This is a genomic window from Streptomyces sp. a15 (assembly GCF_059026085.1).
The window spans coordinates 62,303-82,201 of record NZ_JBWLKM010000013.1 but is presented as its reverse complement, the minus strand read 5'-3'; the positions used below and the strand labels follow the sequence as shown (position 1 = coordinate 82,201).

18 protein-coding genes and 1 pseudogene are annotated in these 19,899 nt (G+C 70.7%); 6 read left to right on the top strand and 13 right to left on the bottom strand.

Annotated elements, in window-relative coordinates; translation table 11 throughout:
- Positions 1-58: 58 nt before the first annotated feature.
- Entirely contained in the window at positions 59-919 is an 861-nt protein-coding gene (locus AC5P09_RS16480; protein WP_493874628.1) for an esterase/lipase family protein, read from the top strand.
- A 55-nt stretch (positions 920-974) separates the two neighbouring features.
- Here the strand turns inward: AC5P09_RS16480 and AC5P09_RS16475 are convergent, their stop codons facing one another.
- Positions 975-1,988: a lytic polysaccharide monooxygenase gene (locus AC5P09_RS16475; RefSeq protein ID WP_493874627.1), complete on the bottom strand. Its 1,014-nt coding sequence runs from the start codon at positions 1,986-1,988 to the stop codon at positions 975-977.
- 141 nt (positions 1,989-2,129) lie between these two features.
- Between AC5P09_RS16475 and AC5P09_RS16470 the strand changes: the two genes are divergently transcribed.
- Positions 2,130-2,579 carry a GNAT family N-acetyltransferase gene (locus AC5P09_RS16470; protein WP_493874626.1) on the top strand — a complete coding sequence of 150 codons (450 nt, stop codon included), beginning with the start codon at positions 2,130-2,132 and terminating at the stop codon, positions 2,577-2,579.
- A gap of 30 nt (positions 2,580-2,609) precedes the next feature.
- Here AC5P09_RS16470 and AC5P09_RS16465 read toward each other — a convergent pair whose 3' ends face one another.
- Positions 2,610-2,744, bottom strand: a complete 135-nt coding sequence (locus AC5P09_RS16465) for a hypothetical protein (protein WP_493874625.1) — start codon at positions 2,742-2,744, stop codon at positions 2,610-2,612.
- 139 nt (positions 2,745-2,883) lie between these two features.
- Here AC5P09_RS16465 and AC5P09_RS16460 point away from each other — a divergent pair.
- Positions 2,884-3,496: pseudogene (locus AC5P09_RS16460) on the top strand (class I SAM-dependent methyltransferase).
- Between the two features lie 64 nt (positions 3,497-3,560).
- Here the strand turns inward: AC5P09_RS16460 and AC5P09_RS16455 are convergent.
- A complete protein-coding gene (locus AC5P09_RS16455) occupies positions 3,561-4,064 on the bottom strand; it encodes a ribonuclease FAU-1 family protein (RefSeq protein WP_493874624.1) in 504 nt (167 codons plus the stop codon).
- Positions 4,045-4,971 carry a GNAT family N-acetyltransferase gene (locus AC5P09_RS16450; protein WP_493874623.1) on the bottom strand — a complete coding sequence of 309 codons (927 nt, stop codon included), beginning with the start codon at positions 4,969-4,971 and terminating at the stop codon, positions 4,045-4,047. Before AC5P09_RS16450 ends, AC5P09_RS16455 begins: the two co-directional genes overlap by 20 nt.
- A gap of 71 nt (positions 4,972-5,042) precedes the next feature.
- On the opposite strand from AC5P09_RS16450, the gene AC5P09_RS16445 reads away from it, so the two are divergent.
- Positions 5,043-5,414 carry a GntR family transcriptional regulator gene (locus tag AC5P09_RS16445; protein WP_307673724.1) on the top strand — a complete coding sequence of 124 codons (372 nt, stop codon included), beginning with the start codon at positions 5,043-5,045 and terminating at the stop codon, positions 5,412-5,414.
- A 265-nt stretch (positions 5,415-5,679) separates the two neighbouring features.
- Here AC5P09_RS16445 and AC5P09_RS16440 read toward each other — a convergent pair whose 3' ends face one another.
- Positions 5,680-6,450, bottom strand: coding sequence for a DUF72 domain-containing protein (locus tag AC5P09_RS16440; protein WP_493874622.1), 771 nt, complete (start codon positions 6,448-6,450; stop codon positions 5,680-5,682).
- A gap of 15 nt (positions 6,451-6,465) precedes the next feature.
- A complete protein-coding gene (locus AC5P09_RS16435) occupies positions 6,466-7,560 on the bottom strand; it encodes a DUF5925 domain-containing protein (RefSeq protein WP_493874621.1) in 1,095 nt (364 codons plus the stop codon).
- Positions 7,561-7,661: 101 nt separating this feature from the next.
- Here AC5P09_RS16435 and AC5P09_RS16430 point away from each other — a divergent pair, with 101 nt between their 5' ends.
- Positions 7,662-9,074, top strand: a complete 1,413-nt coding sequence (locus AC5P09_RS16430) for a GH39 family glycosyl hydrolase (protein WP_493874620.1) — start codon at positions 7,662-7,664, stop codon at positions 9,072-9,074.
- Between the two features lie 39 nt (positions 9,075-9,113).
- Here AC5P09_RS16430 and AC5P09_RS16425 read toward each other — a convergent pair whose 3' ends face one another.
- The 7 genes from AC5P09_RS16425 to AC5P09_RS16395 all read right to left on the bottom strand — a co-directional run bounded on the left by AC5P09_RS16425 (position 9,114) and on the right by AC5P09_RS16395 (position 18,793).
- On the bottom strand, positions 9,114-12,917 hold the full coding sequence (locus AC5P09_RS16425; RefSeq protein WP_493874619.1) for a lipopolysaccharide biosynthesis protein: 3,804 nt from the start codon (positions 12,915-12,917) through the stop codon (positions 9,114-9,116).
- Complete coding sequence (locus AC5P09_RS16420; protein WP_493874618.1) at positions 12,910-13,710, bottom strand: polysaccharide deacetylase family protein; 801 nt, start codon at positions 13,708-13,710, stop codon at positions 12,910-12,912. The genes AC5P09_RS16425 and AC5P09_RS16420 overlap by 8 nt, the downstream gene beginning before the upstream one ends.
- The gene (locus AC5P09_RS16415) at positions 13,703-14,728 is read right to left on the bottom strand and encodes a glycosyltransferase family 2 protein (RefSeq protein WP_493874617.1); all 1,026 of its coding nucleotides are present in this window, start codon (positions 14,726-14,728) and stop codon (positions 13,703-13,705) included. The genes AC5P09_RS16420 and AC5P09_RS16415 overlap by 8 nt, the downstream gene beginning before the upstream one ends.
- Positions 14,725-15,546 carry a glycosyltransferase family 2 protein gene (locus AC5P09_RS16410; RefSeq protein ID WP_493874616.1) on the bottom strand — a complete coding sequence of 274 codons (822 nt, stop codon included), beginning with the start codon at positions 15,544-15,546 and terminating at the stop codon, positions 14,725-14,727. Before AC5P09_RS16410 ends, AC5P09_RS16415 begins: the two co-directional genes overlap by 4 nt.
- A gap of 366 nt (positions 15,547-15,912) precedes the next feature.
- Complete coding sequence (locus AC5P09_RS16405; protein ID WP_493874615.1) at positions 15,913-17,010, bottom strand: GNAT family N-acetyltransferase; 1,098 nt, start codon at positions 17,008-17,010, stop codon at positions 15,913-15,915.
- A gap of 1 nt (position 17,011) precedes the next feature.
- Positions 17,012-17,446: a hypothetical protein gene (locus AC5P09_RS16400; RefSeq protein ID WP_493874614.1), complete on the bottom strand. Its 435-nt coding sequence runs from the start codon at positions 17,444-17,446 to the stop codon at positions 17,012-17,014.
- A 138-nt stretch (positions 17,447-17,584) separates the two neighbouring features.
- Positions 17,585-18,793: a S8 family peptidase gene (locus AC5P09_RS16395; RefSeq protein ID WP_493874613.1), complete on the bottom strand. Its 1,209-nt coding sequence runs from the start codon at positions 18,791-18,793 to the stop codon at positions 17,585-17,587.
- Between the two features lie 296 nt (positions 18,794-19,089).
- Here AC5P09_RS16395 and AC5P09_RS16390 point away from each other — a divergent pair, with 296 nt between their 5' ends.
- Positions 19,090-19,896 (top strand): SGNH/GDSL hydrolase family protein, encoded by an 807-nt coding sequence (locus AC5P09_RS16390; RefSeq protein ID WP_493874612.1) that lies wholly within the window; start codon positions 19,090-19,092, stop codon positions 19,894-19,896.
- The last annotated feature ends 3 nt before the right edge of the window (positions 19,897-19,899 follow it).

Here is a 19,899-nt window from a genome sequence, read left to right as displayed (position 1 = left end):
TCCGGGTCACAGGGCGTAGAGCCGTCGCAACTCCCTTGAGCCGCAAGGAGATCACCCGATGCTGCCCTGGAAACGAGTGCTCAGACCCCTGACCGCGCTGCTGCTGACCGCCGCGGTCACCATCGTCCCCGCCGCCACCGCCCAGGCGGCCGACGCCCCCAGCAGAGGCTGGAACGACTACTCCTGCCAGCCGTCCGCCGCCCATCCCCGCCCCGTCGTCCTCGTCCACGGAACCTTCGCCAACTCCGTCGACAACTGGCTGGGCCTCGCGCCCTACCTGAAGAACCGCGGTTACTGCGTCTTCTCGCTCGACTACGGACAGCTCTCCGGCGTCCCGCTCGTCCACGGCCTCGGCCCGGTCGACAAGTCGGCCGAGCAGCTGAAGACCTACGTCGACAAGGTGCTCACCGCGACCGGCGCCGCGAAGACCGACCTCGTCGGCCACTCGCAGGGCGGCATGATGCCCCGCTACTACCTGAAGTTCCTCGGCGGAGCCGCCAAGGTGAACGCCCTCGTCGGCATCGCGCCCAGCAACCACGGCACCACACTCGCCGGGTTCACCCACCTCCTGCCGTACTTCCCCGGCATCGAGGACCTGCTCACCACCAACACCCCCGCCCTCGCCGACCAGGTCGCCGGTTCCGCCTTCCTCACCAAGCTCAACGAGGGCGGCGACACCGTGCCCGGCGTCCGGTACACGGTGCTCGCCACCAAGTACGACGAGGTGGTCACGCCGTACCGGAGCCAGTTCCTCAGCGGACCCGGCGTACGCAACGTCCTGCTCCAGGACCTGTGCCCCGTCGACCTGTCCGAGCACGCCCTGATCGGACTGCTCGACCGGATCGCCTTCCACGAGGTGGCCAACGCCCTCGACCCGGCGCATGCCACCCCGACCACCTGCGCGTCGGCGGTCGGTTGAGCGCCGCCGGGGCCTGTCCGGCCTGAGCCGCCGGTCAGGCCCCGGAACCCCTGGATCAGCGACCGTGCCGGCCGCCGCTCACCGCCCGCCGGCGGACCGAGGCGAACAGGACCGCCGAACCGAGCGCCAGCGTCGCCGCACCGCCCATGGCGAGGTACGGCGTGCTGCTGTCGCCGCCGGTCTCGGCGAGGTTCTCGGTGCTGCCGGCCGCCTTCGGCTCGTTGGGCACGGAGCTCTCGGTCTGCGCGACCGGCTCCGCTTCAGCCTCCGGCTTCGCTTCCGGCTTCGCCGACGTACCGGCGTCCTGGTCACCGTGGCCGTCGTGTTCGACCGTCGACTGGTCGCTGCCGTCCTCGATCTGCTCCTCGGAGGGGGCGGAGGCGGTCGGGACGGGGGACGGGCTGCTCGTCGTACCCCCGTCACCGCTGCTGCCGCCGCCGAACGTCACGTCCGAGCAGGAGTAGAACGCCTCCGGGCTGTCCGAGCGCTGCCAGACCGCGTACAGCAGCTGCTTGCCGGAGCGCTCGGGCAGGGTGCCGGAGAAGGTGTAGAAACCACCGGACGCGGCCGGGTCGGTGACCGTCGCCACCGCGTCGGACAGATCCAGGTCGTCCCAGGCGAGCGGCCGCGAAGGGTCGTAACCGGGCTTGGTGATGTACACCTTGAAGGTGCCCTTGTGGGGGGCCGTCACGCGGTACTTGAAGGTGTACGACCCGCTGCTCACGCTCGTCGCCGGCCAGTCGGCGCGGGCCAGGTCGAGTCCCTTGAACGCGTCGTTGTTCGCGCTGCACAGCTTGCCGTCCGGGATCAGTGCCTGGTGCTGTCCGTCCGCGTTGCCGATGCGGATGCCGTTCCAGTCGTAGAGCGCCTGGGTGCCGCCGGCCGCGACCGCTGCCCTGCACGCGTCCGACGCCGGGCTCTCGGGACCCTCCGCGTAACACTGCGAGACCCGGCTGACCGGGTCCCCCATCAAACCGTGCGCGGACGCGGGGGCGGCCGACAGCGCGGTCAGGGCGAGCGGGGTCAGACCGAGAGCGGCGACGGCGGCGGCCTTGCGGCGTGCGGGCATGGGGGATCTCCTCGGAACCGGAACTGATGCGTGCCGGATCAAAGGAACCGTGAAAACGCCTGCTGGGGGCGGTCGGCAGCGATCTTTATGGCCGCCTTAAGGGAGTGCTGAGACTCAGATCAGGTAGGTAGCGTGCGCGTCATGATGAACGAGGAGATCCGGCCCGCCACGCCGGCCGACGTGCCCGCCGTGAAAGCCGTCACCGACGCCGCCTATTACCCCTACATCGAGCGCATCGGGGTGGTGCCGCAGCCCATGGAGGCGGACCACGCGGCGAACGTGGCCGAGGGGAAGGTGTTCGTGACGGGGGAGCCCGTGAGCGGGCTCGTGGTGGTCGAGGCGTACCAGGACCACCTGTACCTGGACAGCATCGCCGTCCACCCCGACGCGCACGGAAAGGGCGTGGGCGGACGGCTGCTGCGTTTCGTGGAGGCACGCGCGCGTGCGCTGCGTCTCCCCGAGGTCAGGCTCTACACGAACGCGATGATGTGGGAGAACCAGAAGATCTACCCGAAGTACGGGTACGAGGTCGTGGAGCGGCGCGTCGACGGGCCGTACGACCGTATTCACTATCGCAAGCGGCTGGGCTGAGTGAACTCGGGCTGAGGGAGCTTGGGCTCCTCACCCGTCCGGCCACCACGTGCGTGCGATGTCCTTTCGGACCTCCGGGCGTCCCGCGGGGCGCCCGTCGGCCTCCTCGCGGACCTGGCGGGAGTCCGTCTTCTTCAGGGGCTTCTGCACGGTCACACGGCGCATGGCTGCCTCCTTCACGGTCCACGAGTTCCGCGTTCTCACGGAGGTAGACCCGTTCAGGGAGAGTTCCTCATCGGTTGGCGTTCTGTCAGTGGCCGCTGTCACGATTCGACTGTCAGTGGCGGGTGTCACTCTTGGGCACATGACGAACGAGAGTGACGGCACGACCTCGGCGGATGTCGACTGGGACGCACAGGCCGCCGTCTTCGACGACGAGCCGGACCACGGCCTGCGCGACCCGAAGGTGCGCCAGGCCTGGGCCGGACGGCTGCGCGACTGGCTGCCCGAGCGCCCTTCCGACGTCCTCGACCTCGGCTGCGGCACCGGCAGCCTGTCGCTCCTCGCCGCCGAACAGGGACACCGTGTCACCGGCGTGGACAGTTCCCCGGCCATGGTCGACCTCGCGCGCGAAGCTGGCCGGGCGTGACGCAGTGTTCCTGGTCGGTGACGCGGCGGCACCACCGGTGGGGGAGCAGCGCTTCGACGTCGTGCTCGTACGGCATGTGCTGTGGGCGCTGCCCGACCCCGGCCGTGCCCTGCGGCACTGGCGGGAGTTGCTGCGTCCGGGAGGGCGGCTGGTGCTGGTCGAGGGCGTGTGGGGCACGGTGAGTCCGGTGGGCCTGCCCGCCGACCGGCTCACCGCACTCCTCGCGCCGCTCGCCGGACAGGTGCGCGTGCACCGGTTGTCGGGCGACGCGCTGCTGTGGGGGAAGGACGTGGCGGACGAGCGGTATGCGGTGGTGGCGACGGTGTGAGGTGCCGGGCCGCTCACATCAGCAGCGGCTCCAGGCGCCTCACCCGGCAGCGGCTCCAGGCCCCTCACACCAGCAGCGACTCCAGCCCGCCCTCGACGTTGGCGAACCTCTCCAGCTCGTCGAGGGCGGCGACGGCTGCCGCCGCGGCCTCCGGGTCCCTCTCCGCGAGTCCGCTCTCCTCGAACTCGTCCTCGTCCAGCCGCCGTACGTCATCGCCGCCGGCGGAGCGCCACAGGTCCAGGTCGAGATCCTCGACGATCAGCTCGGTGCCGACGAGCGTCGCGGGACGGGTGATGTCGCAGTACCAGCCCTTCAGGGCACCGGACGCGTCGCGGACCTCCTTCACCGAGTACCAGCGGTCCCGCCAGTAGTACTCGGTGAACACGTCGCCGGGCTCGAAGCGGACGAAGCCGAAGTCGCGGACGCCCTCGCCGGCCCAGGGGGCGCGGACGGCGAGCCGCGTGCCGTCGTCGTCGAGGAGCTCGGCCTCGTAACGGATCTTCGTACGGCCCGCCTTGACGAGGACGACGTCCAGGAGAACCGAGGGGTCAGCCGAGTTCGCGGACATACCGCACCTCCGTAGCGCAGATCTCGTACCCGAACCACTTGTTGATCGCGATCATCGGGCCGTTGCCGGTGTCGTTGCCCGTGAACGCCTCCGTGAAGCCGGCGGCACGGGCGCGGTGCAGGGAGTCGTTCTTGGCGAGCTTGGCCAGGCCCCGGCCGCGGAAGGCGCGGGCGGTGCCGGTCATGACGGTGCCGTAGCGGGTGCCGCCGTCCGTGCGGGCCATGCTGAAGGCGGCGGGGCGGCCGTCGGCCACGGCGACCGAGGTCAGCTCGGGGCTGAAGAGAGGGTTGTACCAGGTCTCCGCCAGCCAGGCCTCGTAGTCGGTGAACTCGTAGGCGATGTCGCTCGGTTCGTCCGACATCGTCTCCGAGTCCAGCTCGAACAGCGGGCGCGGGTCGGCCGCGAAGTCGGCTCCCGTGCGTAGTTCGACGCCCGGCGGAAGCGGCCGGAGCGGCGGCAGGTCGCCCGTCAGGTCCAGGCGGAGGAAGTGCGCGGAGCGGCTGCCGCGGTAGCCGTGCCGCTCGGCGAAGGCGAGGTTGCCCGGCTCGTCCAGCACCCAGGCGAAGAGCTTCGTCGCGCCCCGGTCGGCCAGGTGCCGCTCGGCGGCGTGGACCAGCAGTGAGCCGGCGCCGCGGCGTGTCAGCCCTGGGTGCACGTACACGTTGACGTAGCCGAGGCCAGGCTCCGGACTGTCGTGGACGAGCCCCACCTGGGCGGTGCCGATCACCTCGCCGTCCTCCTCCGCGACCAGGGGCCGGTAGTGGGCCTCGGGGCGGGCGTGTGCGAGGTCGTAGGCGAGGGAGTCCGGGGTGACGAGGAAGAAGGGAAGCGCGAGATGGCGGACGCGGGCGAAACCCTCGACGTCGGCTCGGACCTCGGGGACGAGGTCGCGGACGGTCACAGTCATGTACGCGCACGCTACGGGTGAGATGCACCGCGGTGCCTCTCATTTTCTGGCGGGTGCGGGACAATCACCCCGTGACCTTGAAGATCCACATCGATGAGAGCGCCCCGCCGTACGAGCAGGTGCGGGCGCAGATCTCCGAGCAGGCGCGGTCGGGGGTGCTGCCGGTCGGGTACCGGCTGCCCACGGTGCGCGGGCTGGCCGAGTCCCTCGGGCTCGCCGCGAACACGGTCGCCAAGGCGTACCGGGCACTGGAGTCGGACGGGGTGATCGAGACGCGGGGCCGCAACGGAACGTACGTCGCCGCCGCGGGCTCGGCGGCGGAACGCGAGCTGGCGTCGGCCGCCCAGTCCTACGTGGAGCGGGCCAGGCGCCTGGGACTCACGGAGGCGGATGCGCTGGCGGCGGTGCGGGATGCCCTGCGGGCGGCTTACGGGGAGGGGTGAGCGGGGCTCGGCCTGGAGGGGTGAGCCGGGGCTCGGCGGGAGGGGTGAGCGGGGCTCGGCGGGAGGGGTGAGCGGGGCTCGGCCTGGAGGGGTGAGCCGGGCCCGGCGGGAGGGGTGAGCCGGGCCCGGCGGGAGGGGCGAGCGGGTTTCGCGGGAAGGCTGAGCAGGGTTCGGCACCGCCGGGAGACGCCGTCGTGGCTGGGCGCCGTTCCGGCGGAGAAGAGCTGAGCGTCGTTACGGGGGAGCACAGGCAAAGGCGGGAACGTCATGCCCGTTCCAGGTGCTCCGGTACCCGAGTGACGTCCAGGCCCTCCGCCCGCGCCGCCCTCGCGAAGGTCATCGCGTCCTCCACCGCCGCCCCCGTCGGGTCGTTGTTGAAGTAGGCGTACACGTCCTGCCTCGCGGACCACGCCTCAGCGATCCGCTCGGCCCAGGTCTTCAGGGACTGCCGGCCGTAGTGCGGCCAGGCGCGGGCGCGTCCGACGTGGAAGCGGACGTAGCCCCAGTCGGTGGTGCGCCACAGCGGGGTCGCCGGGCGGGACCGCACGTCGGCCCAGCACAGAGCCGCCCCCCGGGCTTCCAGCACCTCGCGCACCTCGTCCGTCCACCACGAGTCGTGGCGCGGCTCGACCGCGACCCTCGTGCCGGCCGGGAAGCAGGACAGGCAGGCGTCCAGCAGCCCCGCGTCCGCGCGCAGGGTCGGCGGCAGCTGGAGCAGGACCGGGCCCAGACGGTCGCCCAGGCCCGCCGCGTGGCTCATCAGGCGGTCCACCGGCTCCTCGGGGTCCCGCAGCCGCTTGATGTGAGTGAGGAAGCGGCTGGCCTTGACGGCGACGACGAAGTCCGGCGGGGTGCGCTCCCGCCAGGCCTCGAAGGTCTCCAGGGACGGCAGCCGGTAGAAGGCGTTGTTGCTCTCCACCGTCGAGAAGCGCGTCGCGTACTCCTCCAGCCACAGCCGGGTGGGGCACCCGGCGGGGTAGAGAACACCCCGCCAGTCCTTGTACTGCCACCCCGACGTGCCGACGAACAGGGTCATACCTTCATCAAAGCACTACAGGTACAGCCCCGCGTCCGCCCCTGTCCGCGCCTCCGGCACCGACGTCGGCGAGGTGCCCCGGCGCAGCGCGTACAGCTCCGCCAGCGTCGCGCCCTCGCGCCCCACGCCCTCCTCGGTGCCCAGCCAGTTCACCGCCTCCCGGTGGGTCAGCCGCCCCACCTCGATGCGGGCCAGACAGCGGCCGGGGCGGACCACGGCCGGGTGGAGGCGCTCCAGGTCCTCGTTGGTCGTGACGCCGACCAGGACGTTGCGGCCCTGGCCGAGCAGACCATCGGTCAGGTTGAGCAGCCGCGACAGGGCCTGGCCCGCCGTGTGCTTCGCCTCCCCGCGGATCAGCTCGTCGCAGTCCTCGAGGAGGAGCAGCCGCCAGCGGCCCTTCCCGGTGCCGTCCTCCTCGCCGATCGCGATGTCCATCAGATAACCGACGTCGGAGAAGAGGCGCTCCGGGTCCAGGACGCAGTCCACCTGGCACCAGTCCCGCCAGGACCGGGCCAGCGTCCGCAGCGCCGACGTCTTGCCGGTGCCGGGCGGGCCGTGCAGGAGCAGCAGACGGCCCGCGATGTCCTGAGGGGTCGTCTTCATCAGGCGGTCCATCGCGTCCGCGACCGGCGCGGTGTAGTTGTCCCGCACCTCGTCCCAGGTGCCCGCGGAGATCTGCCGGGTGGTGCGGTGCGGGCCGCGCCTCGGGGAGACGTACCAGAAGCCCATGGTGACGTTCTCCGGCTGTGGCTCGGGCTCGTCCGCCGCGCCGTCGGTGGCCTGGTCGAGGACTTTCTCGGCCAGTTCTGGGGTGGTCGCCGTCACGGTGACGTCGGCGCCGCGGTTCCAGCGGGAGATCAGCAGCGTCCAGCCCTCGCCCTCGGCGAGGGTCGCGCTGCGGTCGTCGTCGCGGGCCACGCGCAGCACCCGCGAGCCCGCCGGCAGCAGGGTGGCCCCGGAGCGGACGCGGTCGATGTTGGCCGCGTGCGAGTACGGCTGCTCGCCCGTCGCGAAGCGGCCGAGGAACAGCGCGTCGACGACGTCGGACGGCGAGTCGCTGTCGTCGACGTTGAGCCGGATCGGCAGAGCGTCGTGTGGGTTCGCAGACATGCCGCCATGATCCGGCACCCAGGCCTCCCACGCACCGGATTTCCGCTGGGCACCCACGACATCTGCCCCAAAGACCATCAACCCGGCTACCGTTGCCCTCGATGGGACGTCATGGGTGGAATTCGGGGGTGGGGCGGTGGCGGCTCACCGCGCTGCTCGGTGTGGGTGTGGCCGCTCTGGCCCTGGTGGTGACCCTCCTCAACACGCTTCCTGGGGGCGGCTCGGGCACCGAGGGCACCTCGCGCGACGGCGACAAGGTGCACGGCACGCCCACCGCCGCGCCGGCCGTGACCGGGCCGGACGTGGGCTGGGGCTTCACCCACACCCAGTTCAGCGCCGACGAGGGCAGTGCCGCCGCCGTCGAGCGCGTCGAGGGGCGGCTGTCCGAGGCCGGGGGCCTGCCGCAGATCCAGCACCTCATGGGCTGGGGCGCCGACAACCCCGAGCCGGTGAAGGGGCGTTACGACTTCGAGGCGATGGACCTCCGCGTCGACTTCATGCGCGCGTCCGGCGGCACGCCCGTGATCACCCTGTGCTGCGCCCCCGACTGGATGAAGGGCGGCAAGGCCGGCGTCGACAACACGAACTGGAGCCAGGCCGCCCTGGAGACCGCCCCGGAGCCCGAGCACTACCAGGACTTCGCCGACCTGGCCGCGACCGTCGCCAAGCGCTATCCGGACGTACGCCACTTCATCGTCTGGAACGAGTTCAAGGGCTTCTGGAACGACGCCGAGGCCCGCTGGGACTACGAGGGGTACACCGAGCTCTACAACCTCGTCCACAAAGCCCTGAAGAAGGTCGACGAGGACATCATGGTCGGCGGGCCCTACCTGGTCATGGACAGTCTCGACCCGAGGTCGGAAGACGCCTCGGCGACCTTCAGGGGACCCTGGGGAGCCATGGACCAGCGGGTCCTCGACGCCTTCGAGTACTGGAACAAGCACAAGGCGGGCGCCGAGTTCGTGGTCGTGGACGGGTCCAGCTACACCCAGGACGACGAGCTGCTGCCCGACGAGTTCGCGGCCACCGACAAGTTCACCGCGGTGGGCGACTGGGTGCGGGCGCGCAGCGGCGAACTGCCGCTGTGGTGGGCCGAGTACTACGTCGAGCCGGCCGACGGCAAGGACGAGCGCAAGGGCTGGTCCGAGACCCGCCGGGTCGCCGTCCAGGCCGCCGGGATGATCGCCATGGTCAAGGGCGGCGCCTCCTCCGGCTTCTACTGGAACCCGGAGAAGGAGAAGGGCACCGACTGCCCCGGTTGCCTGTGGACGCCGACCCACGCCGGCAGCGGGGGCGAGAAGCTGCCCATGTACGACCTGGTCGCGCGCTTCAGCCGGGAGTTCCCGCCGGACACCGCCTACCGGACGGTGCCGGTCGACTCGCCCGACGTCCGGGTCCTGGCGACCGACAAGGTGATCCTGGTCGTCAACACCCTCGACCGGTCGACCAGCGCGAAGATCGACGGCCAGGAGGTCGAGTTGCAGGCGTACGAGGTCAAGTGGCTGACCCGCTGAGCCACTTGACCGCCGCCTACGCCACCTGCGTCACCCACGTCACTTCATCGTCAGGAACCGCTGCACCAACGCGGCCAGCAGCACCGCCAGCAACGGCAGCGAGAACCAGAAGGTGCTCTGCATCCACCGCAGTTGCCGCACACTCGGCCGCACCGCGACCCGGACGACCTCCCGGGCCGAGAGCAGCACGATCAGCGCGAGCGCCGCGAGCGCCCCGACGACCGACCACGGCGTCCAGGTCACCAGCGGCCCGACCGGACCGGGGTCCGCGGCCGGGACCTTGCCCTCGGGCTGCTTGGCCAGCGCGTACATCGTCACGTCCTCGTTGACGAAGACCTTCTTCAGTTCCTTCCGGGCGTCCAGGTTCTTGATCAGGCGCGGCTCCCAGCTGGCCGAGTAGCCCACGTCCAGCTGGAGGTAGACGACCTGACTGCGGTTGATCATCAGATACGAGTTCGGGCCCGCGTCCTTGAGCGCCTTGACCAGGCCGGACACCAGCACCGGGTCGGTCGGCGCCAGCGTGGGCACGTACTCGACCTTCTCCATGTCCTTCGAACCCCACGGCAGCGACGGCGTCACCACGTTCACCGTGTCGTTGCTCAGCCACAGCAGACGCGCCGTCGGGTCGTCGTGCGCGTACACGTACTCCATGGCGGCGATCTCGCCGCTGCGGGTCCGCTCGAACGGCTCGTTGCCCCAGCGCGCCACCAGGAAGCCGCCGATGAGCATCAGGCCCGCCATCAGCGCGGCCAGCGGAGCGAGGCTCACCCGGTCCTTGTCGCGCTCCTCGACGGTGACGCCGGTGCGCGGGAAGAGGGCGAGGCCCGCGAGCAGGGCCGCGCCGGGCAGGGCGAACATGAAGACCCGCAGGGCCATTTCCCCGCCGTACGACTGCATGCCGAAGCCCAGGAACGGCACGAAGGTGAGGACCAGCAGCGAGCGCTCGCGGTACTTGTGCTCGCGCCGCCGCCACCAGCCGTAACAGGCGAAGGCCATCACACCGCCGGCGAGCAGCACGCGCACGTACAGCACGAGCTTGTGGGTCGAACTGCCGCCCTCGATCCGCCCGGACACCGAGGACGACACATTGCCGCCGACCCCGCCGACCCCGCCGAACATCTCGTTGAAGTGTCCTGACCAGTACGGCTCGGCCATGAAGCCGATCCAGACGGTCACCAGGACGCCGAACAGGACGGGCAGCCCGCGCAGTTCGCTGCGCCCGACCAGGACGAGCACCGTCAGCACGCCCAGCATCACGAATGGGGTGAGCTGGTGGGCCGGGACGCTCGCCGCGAACAGGCCGATCACGACCATGAGGAGCACGGCCCGCTGCCGCCGGTTCGTCGGCTCGACCTCGATCTCGCCGGGGCGCCGCTTCGTCCAGATCACGCCCGGTGCCCGGAACCAGACGAGCAGCACCGCCACGAAGACCAGGTAGAGGAGATAGGTGAAGCCCTGCGGGGAGAAGTAGTCCTGGCCGACCCAGCCGCTGAGCACGAAGATCCAGATGCCGGTCCACTTGGCCCGCCAGCTCGCCCGCATCGAGCGGACAAGGAGGAACATCGGCGCGAGATACAGCAATTGGATCGCGAGCGGCCACCAGCGGATGACCTCGGTGAAGTCGCTGACTCCGCAGGCCTTCAGCACGAACGCGGCGGCCGCGAAGAAGCCCGGCCAGCTCCAGCGTGCGTCCAGGTCGGGCACCGCGGTCCCGGTCCGGTCGATGTAGTCGAGGAAGCCGAGGTGCTGCCAGGCGGTCGCGAAGCGCGGCTCGGTCTCGATCACGGCGGGCAGCGCGTGCAGCGAGACCAGCGTCGCCAGCAGCGTGACCAGCAGCAGTGCCCGGTGCTCGTGGCCCAGCCACAGCAGCGAGGCGAAGACCACCACCAGCAGTCCGGCGCCGACGAGCGTGGCCGTCGGCAGCACGGAGATCAGCCCGAGCCCGCCCATCTCGTCCAGGTCGGCCTCGCCGAGCCGCAGCGCGGGCACCCAGTACAGCAGGAGCGCGGCGGTCAGCAGACAGCCGAGGACCACACCGAGACGGGTGGGCAGCAGACGTGCATGCCAGGCCAGAGGCGGTACCTCTGCCGGCTCCCGTACCTCTTCGGCCTCCGGTGCCTCTTCCTGTACGACCTTCTCCTGTTCCTCGCGGCTCTCCGGCTCCTCGAACGGCGCGTCCACCTCCGGCTCGACCGGCCCCAAGGACGCCTCGGAGCCCGGTTCGCGCGCCTCGACCGGCAGCCCCAGCTCCCGCTTGCGCGCCCAGGTGGGCCGATGGTCCTCGTGCAGCGCGGGCGTGCCGGTGGGCGGGGTGCCGGGGCCCGGGCGTACGTCGGGCCGGCGTTCCAGGTGGTCGAAGTCGACGTGGATGCCCAGGGCGAGCGTGTCCTGGTCGAGTGCCCAGGCGGGCCCGCGCTTGTGCGCCGCCGGGGCGGGGACCTCGCGCGCCCCCAGGTCGGCGAGGTCCCCGTCGGGTGCCGCGCCGTCGGAGGCGGCACCCGACGCACCCCGGACGATCTTGTACAGCTTGGGTGCGGCGATCGCGACGATCAACGTGAGGGCCGAGATCTCCGCCACGCCCGCGCCGATGAGCCCCATGCGGGGAAGCAGCAGCAGCGTCAGACCGAGCACCAGGACGCACAGCAGGCCCTGCAGCCAGGCGAGTCCGGCGGTGCGGCTCTGCGCGCGCAGCACCGCGAAGTACGTCTCGATGACGACCCGCAGGAGCCCGCCGACCGCGAACCACCGCAACAGCCCGGTGGCCGCGTCCGCGTAACCCGCGCCGAAGACGCCGAGGATCCACGGCGCTCCGAAGAACAGCACCGCGGCCACCGGCAGCATGATCCGGGCCATCCGCTTGAGCGCGGCCCGGGTGTTGGCGGCCAGCCGCCGCGGGTCGTGCGAGCCCTCGACGGTCAGGGAGGCGCCCATGTTGATGGCGAGCAGGTTCACCGTGCCGCCGATGGTGGCGGTGATGTAGAAGTACGCGTTGTCCTCGGAGCTGACCTGCGAGGCGATGATCACCGGGATCAGATAGACCACGGCGAGCGAGAACAGCGAGCCGGTGTAGTCGCCGGCCAGGAACCGTCCGATCTCCTTCCAGGTCGGCGGATGCGCGTGCTCCTCGGTCGCCTTCACCTGCCGGGGCACCAGACGCCGGAACACCAGCCAGCCCAGCGGCAGCACCGAGAAGGCGATCGCCGCGACCCACGACACGAACACGCCGGTCGTGGGGATGGCCACCGCGAACGCGACCAGCAGCCCCAGCTTCACCACGGAGAACACGGTGTTGCCGACCGGCACCCACAGCGCGCTGCGCAGCCCGGTCAGCACCCCGTCCTGCAGCGTGAGCAGGTTCCAGGCGACCACCGCCACCACGAAACCGAGTCCGTTGACCGTCGGGTTCAGGAAGCGGTACGACGGCCCCCACATGTCCAGGGTCAGCAGGAAGACACCCGCCGCCAGCGCCACGACCACCGAACTGCCCGCGTACGTACGGAAGATCAGCCGCCCGGTGGCGCGGCCCGCGACCGGTATGAAGCGGGCCAGTGCCCCCGTCAGGGTCACCGCGGTCAGACCGGCGAGCAGCTTCATCGCGGCGATCGCGGCGGAGCCCTGGCCGACGGCCGCCTCCGAGTAGTAGCGGGCCGCGGCCAGCCAGAACCCGAGGCCGAGCACCGCGGAGATGCCGGTGTTGAGCATCAGGGCGTAGGCGTTGCGGAACAGCTGGCTGCCCCCCGGCGACCGGCCGAGGCCGGGCAGCCGGAGCCGGCGCCCCGGCCGTTCCGGCGCCCCGGTCGCGGGCGAGGTGTCCTCGGTCGTGGTCGTGGTCGTGTCAGACACGGGAACGGATGGCCTTCCGGCGGACCTGGCGTGCTCTGCGGACCAGGGCGTACCCCTTGGTGAGGGCACGGTCCCGGGCGAAGTTCCGGGCGATCGCACGGCCCTGGACGAGCCGCTCGAACTCCTCGATGCCCGTGCTGCGGCGCACGGTGACGCGTCGCAGGGCGTACGGCCCCTGGCGGCGGCGCGCGAGGCCGTTGCCGACGGCGAGCGCCTGGCCGTAGCCCGTCTCGCGCACCGCCTGCCGCACCCGGCGGCTGGAGTAGCCGTAGGGGTAGGCGAAGGAGGCCGGGACGGTGCCGAGTTCGTCGGTGACGATCTCCTTGCAGTGGATCAGCTCGTGGCGCAGCCTGTCGTCGTCGAGCTGGTCCAGCTGCGGGTGCGTGTGGCTGTGCCCGCCGATCTCGACGTCCGCCGCGGCCAGTTCGCGGACCTGCTCCCAGTCGAGCATGGTGTCGAGGCCGGCGCCGGTGTCGTACGGGCCGCGGATCCAGCCGGTGGAGACGAACAGGGTGGCCGCGAAGCCGTGCTTGGCGAGCACGGGCAGGGCGTGCCGGTGCACGCCCTCGTAGCCGTCGTCGAAGGTGATCAGGACGGGCCGCGCGGGCAGCGGGCGGCCGGTGCGCCAGCGAGCGGCGAGATCGGCGGTGGTGACCGGGGTCAGGCCCAGGTCACCGATCAGCGCCAGCTGGGCCGCGAAGTCGTCGGGTGTCACCGACAGTTCGCGGGTCGCCTCGCTCGGATCGGTGTCGATCGCGTGGTACATGAGGATCGGCACGGATGCCTCAGTCATGTCTTCCCCCCTCGCTGTCCGACAGCGGAGCCACCGAAAAGGTTGCCCCGCCCCGGCGGGCCCGGACACTGCCCACCACGTACCCGCCCGCCGCCGTGAACACCCCGGCGACGATCGCGCCCGCCCGGCCCGCGCCGCCCGGCCGGGCCAGCAGGGCGTCCCGCAGCCCGCGCGCCACCCCGGCCGGCAGGACCCGGGTGGCGTACCGGCGCTCCGACTCCAGCCCCTTGTCGGCGCCCACACTTCGCGCCACCAGGGCCTTGGACAGGCCCTCGGCGTACGCGCGCGTACGGAAGTACCCGAAGTGTTCGCGCGCCTCGGGCACCCGGTGGTGGATCACCGCCCGGTCGTCGATCAGGAGGACCGCGTCCGGCCGGGCCCGGGTGAGACGGATGCACAGCTCCGTCTCCTCGCAGCCCAGCGGGCGTTTGTCGCCGTCGCGTCCGATGCCGGTGGCGAAGCCGCCCGCCGCGTCGAAGGCGCTGCGCCTGAAGGACGCGTTGCCGCCGAGCACGTTGCGCACCCGCACCAGGCCGGGCGGCAGCCCCTTGTAGGTGCAGCCCACCACCCAGTCGAACTCCTCGGGAAACCAGGCCGGCCGGCGGCCCGAGGCCCAGATGGGCTCCGTACGGCCGCCGACGGCCATCACCCGCGGATCGGCGTACGCCTCGGCGAAATGCCGCAGCCAGTCCCGCTCGGCGACGGCGTCGTCGTCCAGGAAGGCGACGACCTCGCCGCGCGAGGCGGCGATACCGGTGTTGCGGCCGGCGGACAGGCCGCGGGGGCCCGCGTTGGCGAGCACCCGCACGACCGTGCCGTTCTCGGACTCCTTGTACTCCTTGTACTCCTTGTACTCCTTCGTGAGCCGGTCCAGGAGAGCCGCGTTGTGGTCGACGACCAGCAGGGTCTCCAGGGCCGGCCGGGACTGCGCCCGCACCGAGGAGACCGCCGCGAGGATGTCCTCCCAGCGGTCCTCGGTGTAGACGCAGATCACGACGGAGATGTCGGGACCGCTCAAGACACCTCTCCCCGGACCGAGTCGAGCATCGGGGAGTGGTGCTTACGGCTGCGCAGGGCACGCCGGTTGGAGCGCTCCCGCAGGATCACCTTGAGCACCCTGATCCCGTCCCGCACGGCCCGCAGATTGCTGGTGCCGTGGATGCGGAGGTACTCGTGGCTCGGTATCTCCTGCACCTTGAGCCCCGCCTTGACCACCCGGATGTTCATCAGGGTCTCGACCTCGAACCCGGTGCAGTCGAGGTCGATCTTGTCGAGGCAGTGCCGCCAGAACGCGTTGTAGCCGTAGCAGAGATCCGTGTAGCGGGCGCCGAACTTGCGGTTCACAGCGGTGCACAGCGCCCAGTTGCCGAGCTTGCGGATGAAGGTCATGTCGTCGGTGCCGCCACCGTTGGCGAAGCGGGACCCCTTGGCGAAGTCCGCGCCCGAGACGAGGGCGGAGACGTACGACACGATCTCGTTGCCGTCGGCCGAGCCGTCCGCGTCGACCATCACGATGATGTCGCCGGTGCAGGCGTTGAACCCGGTGATCAGGGCGTCGCCCTTGCCCTTGCCGCGCTGCTCGACGACCTTGACGTCCGGCCACAGCTCGCGGGCGACTTCGACGGTGTTGTCGGTGGAATTGCCGTCCACCAGGACCACTTCATGGATCCAGTCCGGAAGGGTCTTGAAGACGTAGGGGAGATTCTCCGCCTCATTCATGGCGGGAATCACCACGCTCACCGGCGGTGTGATGGCCAGGTGAGAGGAGATCGGCCGGTATTGGCCGGCCAGTAAGGCGTCCTGACCTGATGTGGCCGGGCGCAGATCGAAGCTCATGGGTCTGGTCCCTCTCGTCCGGTGGACCGCCCGCCCCTGGGCGGTCCGGTTTCTGTGTCCGGTTCGAAAGGGGGGTTTCTCACGCACGGCAGCACGGAATTGAGCTCCGCACCTGCCGGGTGAGCTGGCAAAACTGGCCGACCGCCGAAAACGGCTGTCGACCGCGCGGCACGACTCGGTCACCAGTACGGTCACCGAGCACGGCACCCCCCTACCGCGCCCCGCGCCGGGCCATCGCGGTCCTTGAGCCCTCCCCTAGAGCCGCGTAGTGATGGACCGATGCGGGTGAGATGTACGACGGTATTGACGATTGAACCCGTATGGCAAGACCTGGAACGAGCCCTCACGTTTTTGTTGGTTTGACCGTTACCGACGGGACGAACGGATCTTTCCCGCCCGCTTGAGCAGTTTGTCGGCCGGCTCGAACAACTCCGGACGGGACACCACCGCGTTGCGCAGTGCCCTGACCGGAGCGCGGCGGACGCGATGTCCGACCGCGACCGGGTGACGCCGGGTCACCCACCCCTCGGACACCTGCAACTCACGTGTCTTCAGGGAGTCCTTGTATTCCTTCTGGCCCCGTCCCAGGTCCAGATAGGCGATGCCGTCGGCGGCGGCCGCCTCGGCCATCCGCAGATGCAGCACCAGGCCGGGGGAGTACTTCGAGTACGCCGGGTCGTACGCCGGGAACCAGCACGCGAGCACCCGCTCGGTGCGCAGCCCGAAGTGCGCGGCGATCGGCTTGCCGTCCGCGTACAGCACGGACAGGATCCCCGCGAACGACTCGGAGCGGGTGTGGAACAGGTGCTCCACGAGCCGGGTGATCCAGTCGTGCGCGAAGCGGTCGCTGCGCCCGGTCCTGCGGTACTGCGCGGACTTCCAGTTCATCAGGGTGCGCAGGGCGGCCGGGTCGCGCTCGTCGTGCACGTACGTCACCTCGCCCGCGTCCCGGCCGAGCTTGCGCTCCTTGGCGAGCGTGGTGCGGGTGAACTTCGGTGACCGGGCGCGCAGTTGGCCGAGATAGGCCTCGTAGCCCTGGTCCACGTCCATGACCGGCGACGGGAAGGTGCCGGTGGCCGCGGCCTCGAACGCGGGCTGGCCCTCCACCAGGTGGTCGAACTCCCACAGGGCGAGCCCGCAGGCCCGCAGCAGCTCCCGGGCGTCCCAGGCGAACCCGGGCCGGTGCACCACGCCCTGGGCGTCGGAGATGCCGAGCCCGATCGCCCGGCCCACGCCGGTGGCGGTCCGCTGGTACGGGAAGAACGCGGCGGGCTCGCCGGCCTCCCGCACCACCGCGATCCGCACTCCGCGCCGGTAGCGGCCCACCGCGAGCGCGAACTCGGGGGACAGGAACGGGTTCGCCAGCTCCGGCGAGCCGAGCAGATGGGCCTTGGACTGCATCGCCGTCCACGCCGTCCGGTCGGCCGCGCTCAGCTCGCCCGGGCGGTACACGCTGATGTCCACGTCAGATGCCCTGCCTTGTCGTCGTACGGCCACGTGGTCGTCGTAGCAGAACCAGCAGGAGAAGCACACCGCTGATCGCGGTCACGGCCACGATCCCGCCGCGCACCGACCAGCTGTGCAGGGCCAGCATGCCCTGGGCCACCAGCATGTTGACGACGACCGAGCCCGCGAGCGCGGCGATGGTCCGGCCGAAGGGTTCGAGGCCGCGCAGTGCGGCGGCGATGGCCGCGGCGGGTGCCGCGAGCAGGTAGAACAGCGTGAGCGGGCCGCGCAGGGGTGAGTCCGAGCCGGCGAGTGCGAGGACCGCGCCGAACCCCCCGACGGCCGTCGCGGCGCCCGCGAGCAGCGGCGCCAGGTCCCTCCCCGGTCCTGGTCGCGCCCCCTCGGCGCCGTCGGCCGACGCTGTTGAAGTTGTCTTGCCACGTATGGTCTGCATTGGCGACTTTGCCCCCCGAAGCGCCGGATGCCGGGCTTCAATGTCGCGCAGTCGCACGGGGATCGTCAAGACGGCGAAGCCGGACAACGGCAGTTCCCCGTGCCCGGTACCGGGCACGGGGAACTGGTTCGTGGTTGCTTACGGCACGATCTTCAGCAGGCGGTTCGGGGAACCGGTGCCCGCGCTGGTGACCTTGCCGGTGGTCGAGCCGTTGATGAGGGCCGTGGCGACCTGGGCCGGGGTGGCCGAGGTGTGGCCCGCCAGGTAGACCGCGGCCGCGCCAGCGACGTGCGGGGTCGCCATCGACGTACCGGAGATGGTGTTCGTCGCGGTGTCGCTGGTGTACCAGCCGGCCGTGATGGAGGAGCCGGGGGCGAAGATGTCCAGAACCGAGCCGTAGTTCGAGAAGCTGGCCTTGGCGTCGGTGCTGGTGGTGGCGCCGACCGTGATCGCCGAGGCGACGCGGGCCGGGGAGTACGAGGAGGCGTTGGCGCTGCTGTTGCCGGCCGCGACCGCGTAGGTCACGCCGCTGGCGATGGAGTTCGCCACGGCGTTGTCCAGCGTGGTGGAGGCGCCGCCGCCGAGCGACATGTTGGCGACCGAGGGGCCCGAGTGGTTGTTGGTCACCCAGTTGATGCCCGCGATCACGCCGGCGGTGGTGCCGGAGCCGGCGTTGTCGAGCACGCGGACCGCCACGATCTTCGCCTTCTTGGCGATGCCGTAGGTCGAGCCCGCGATCGTGGTGGCCACATGGGTGCCGTGGCCGTTGCCGTCGGAGGCGGTGGTGTCGCCGTCGACCGCGTCGTAGCCGTACGAGGCACGGCCGCTGATCTGGGAGTGGGTGATCCGTACGCCGGTGTCGATGACGTACGCCGTCACACCGGTGCCCGCGGTGTCCGGGTAGGTGTAGGTGCCGGACAGGGGCAGCGAGGTCTGGTCGCTGCGGTCCAGGCCCCAGGGCGCGCTGGACTGGGTGGTGTCGGTGAGCTGGACGCGCTGGTTCTGCTCGACCACGGCCACCGACGGGTCGGCGGCGAGTCTCTTGGCCTCGGTGGCGGAGAGGGTGGCGGTGTAGCCGTTCAGCGCGGCGCCGAACGTCTTCCTGACCGAGCCGCCGTACTCCTTGATGAGGCTCTTGCCTTCGCTGGAGGACGCCTTGAAGCCGGCGTCCTTCTTGAGCGTGATGATGTAGCTGTCCTTGATGGCCGTGGGGGATCCGGCGGCCAGGACCTTGCCCTCGGCGGGGGCGGCCTGGGCGGGGAGGGTGGTGAGTCCGCCCACGAGGGCGGCGGTCGCCAGGCTGGTTATCGCGGCGAGCCGGATTTTGTTGCTACGCAGTTGTGCCATTACGAGGGAGTCCTCCTCATAGGCGACGCGTGCCTGGGTGGGGCGCGCGTCTGTGGGGGGTGCGCGCGTCGTCGCACGCACGGCCGTGGAGCGTCGCGTTCCGCCCCGCGGCTGTGTAAAGAATCAGTGGTCTACGGGTGTAGATCAAGGGACTTGAGGACCTGTCACATGTTTGTCATGGACGCGTAATCGGATGCACTGTCAGCGCGTCCGAAAAGTCTTGGCATGAACACTTCCCGTCAACACGCGTAGTTGCTACGAAGGTTGTGGCAGAGATCCTGCTAAAGGGAGGTTCCATGAGACGTTCCCGATTTGCCGCATACGTCGGCTCGCTTCTCCTCGCCGCCGGTGCCGCCCTCACCGGGGCCACGACCGCGCAGGCATCCCAACTCGCCGCCCCCGGCGGCTATGTGGCCCTCGGCGACTCCTACTCCTCCGGGGTCGGCGCGGGCAGCTACCTCTCCGCGAGCGGCGACTGCAAGCGCAGCACGAAGGCCTATCCCTACCTCTGGGCCGCCGCCCATTCACCCTCGTCGTTCGACTTCACCGCTTGCTCGGGCGCCCGAACGGGTGATGTTCTGGCGAGTCAGCTCACCCCGCTCAGCGCCACCACCGGCCTCGTCTCGATCAGCGTCGGCGGCAATGACGCCGGTTTCGCCGACGTCATGACGACCTGTGTGCTCCAGTCCGACAGCGCCTGTCTGTCCCGGATCAACACCGCGAAGGCGTACGTCGACTCGACGCTGCCCGGCAAGCTCGACGGCGTCTACTCGGCGATCCGCTCCAAGGCGCCGGGCGCCCGTGTGGTCGTGCTCGGTTACCCCCGCTTCTACAAGCTCGGCACCGCCTGCCTCGGCCTCTCCGAGACCAAACGGAAGGCGATCAACGACGCGGCCGACTATCTCGACACCGCCATCGCCAAGCGGGCCGCGAACTTCGGCTACGTCTTCGGCGACGTCCGCACCACCTTCACCGGCCATGAGCTCTGCTCCGGGAGCTCCTGGCTGCACAGCCTCAACCTGCTGAACATCGGCGAGTCGTACCACCCCACGGCGACCGGCCAGTCCGGCGGCTACCTGCCGGTCCTCAACGGCCTGGCCTGACCG

Coding starts and splice junctions, on each gene's coding strand:
- AC5P09_RS16480 (WP_493874628.1), top strand. CDS start 59: ATGCTGCCCTGGAAACGAGTGCTCAGACCCCTGACCGCGCTGCTGCTG.
- AC5P09_RS16475 (WP_493874627.1), bottom strand. CDS start 1,988: ATGCCCGCACGCCGCAAGGCCGCCGCCGTCGCCGCTCTCGGTCTGACC.
- AC5P09_RS16470 (WP_493874626.1), top strand. CDS start 2,130: ATGATGAACGAGGAGATCCGGCCCGCCACGCCGGCCGACGTGCCCGCC.
- AC5P09_RS16465 (WP_493874625.1), bottom strand. CDS start 2,744: ATGCGCCGTGTGACCGTGCAGAAGCCCCTGAAGAAGACGGACTCCCGC.
- AC5P09_RS16455 (WP_493874624.1), bottom strand. CDS start 4,064: ATGTCCGCGAACTCGGCTGACCCCTCGGTTCTCCTGGACGTCGTCCTC.
- AC5P09_RS16450 (WP_493874623.1), bottom strand. CDS start 4,971: ATGACTGTGACCGTCCGCGACCTCGTCCCCGAGGTCCGAGCCGACGTC.
- AC5P09_RS16440 (WP_493874622.1), bottom strand. CDS start 6,450: ATGACCCTGTTCGTCGGCACGTCGGGGTGGCAGTACAAGGACTGGCGG.
- AC5P09_RS16435 (WP_493874621.1), bottom strand. CDS start 7,560: ATGTCTGCGAACCCACACGACGCTCTGCCGATCCGGCTCAACGTCGAC.
- AC5P09_RS16430 (WP_493874620.1), top strand. CDS start 7,662: ATGGGACGTCATGGGTGGAATTCGGGGGTGGGGCGGTGGCGGCTCACC.
- AC5P09_RS16420 (WP_493874618.1), bottom strand. CDS start 13,710: ATGACTGAGGCATCCGTGCCGATCCTCATGTACCACGCGATCGACACC.
- AC5P09_RS16410 (WP_493874616.1), bottom strand. CDS start 15,546: ATGAGCTTCGATCTGCGCCCGGCCACATCAGGTCAGGACGCCTTACTG.
- AC5P09_RS16400 (WP_493874614.1), bottom strand. CDS start 17,446: ATGCAGACCATACGTGGCAAGACAACTTCAACAGCGTCGGCCGACGGC.
- AC5P09_RS16395 (WP_493874613.1), bottom strand. CDS start 18,793: ATGGCACAACTGCGTAGCAACAAAATCCGGCTCGCCGCGATAACCAGC.
- AC5P09_RS16390 (WP_493874612.1), top strand. CDS start 19,090: ATGAGACGTTCCCGATTTGCCGCATACGTCGGCTCGCTTCTCCTCGCC.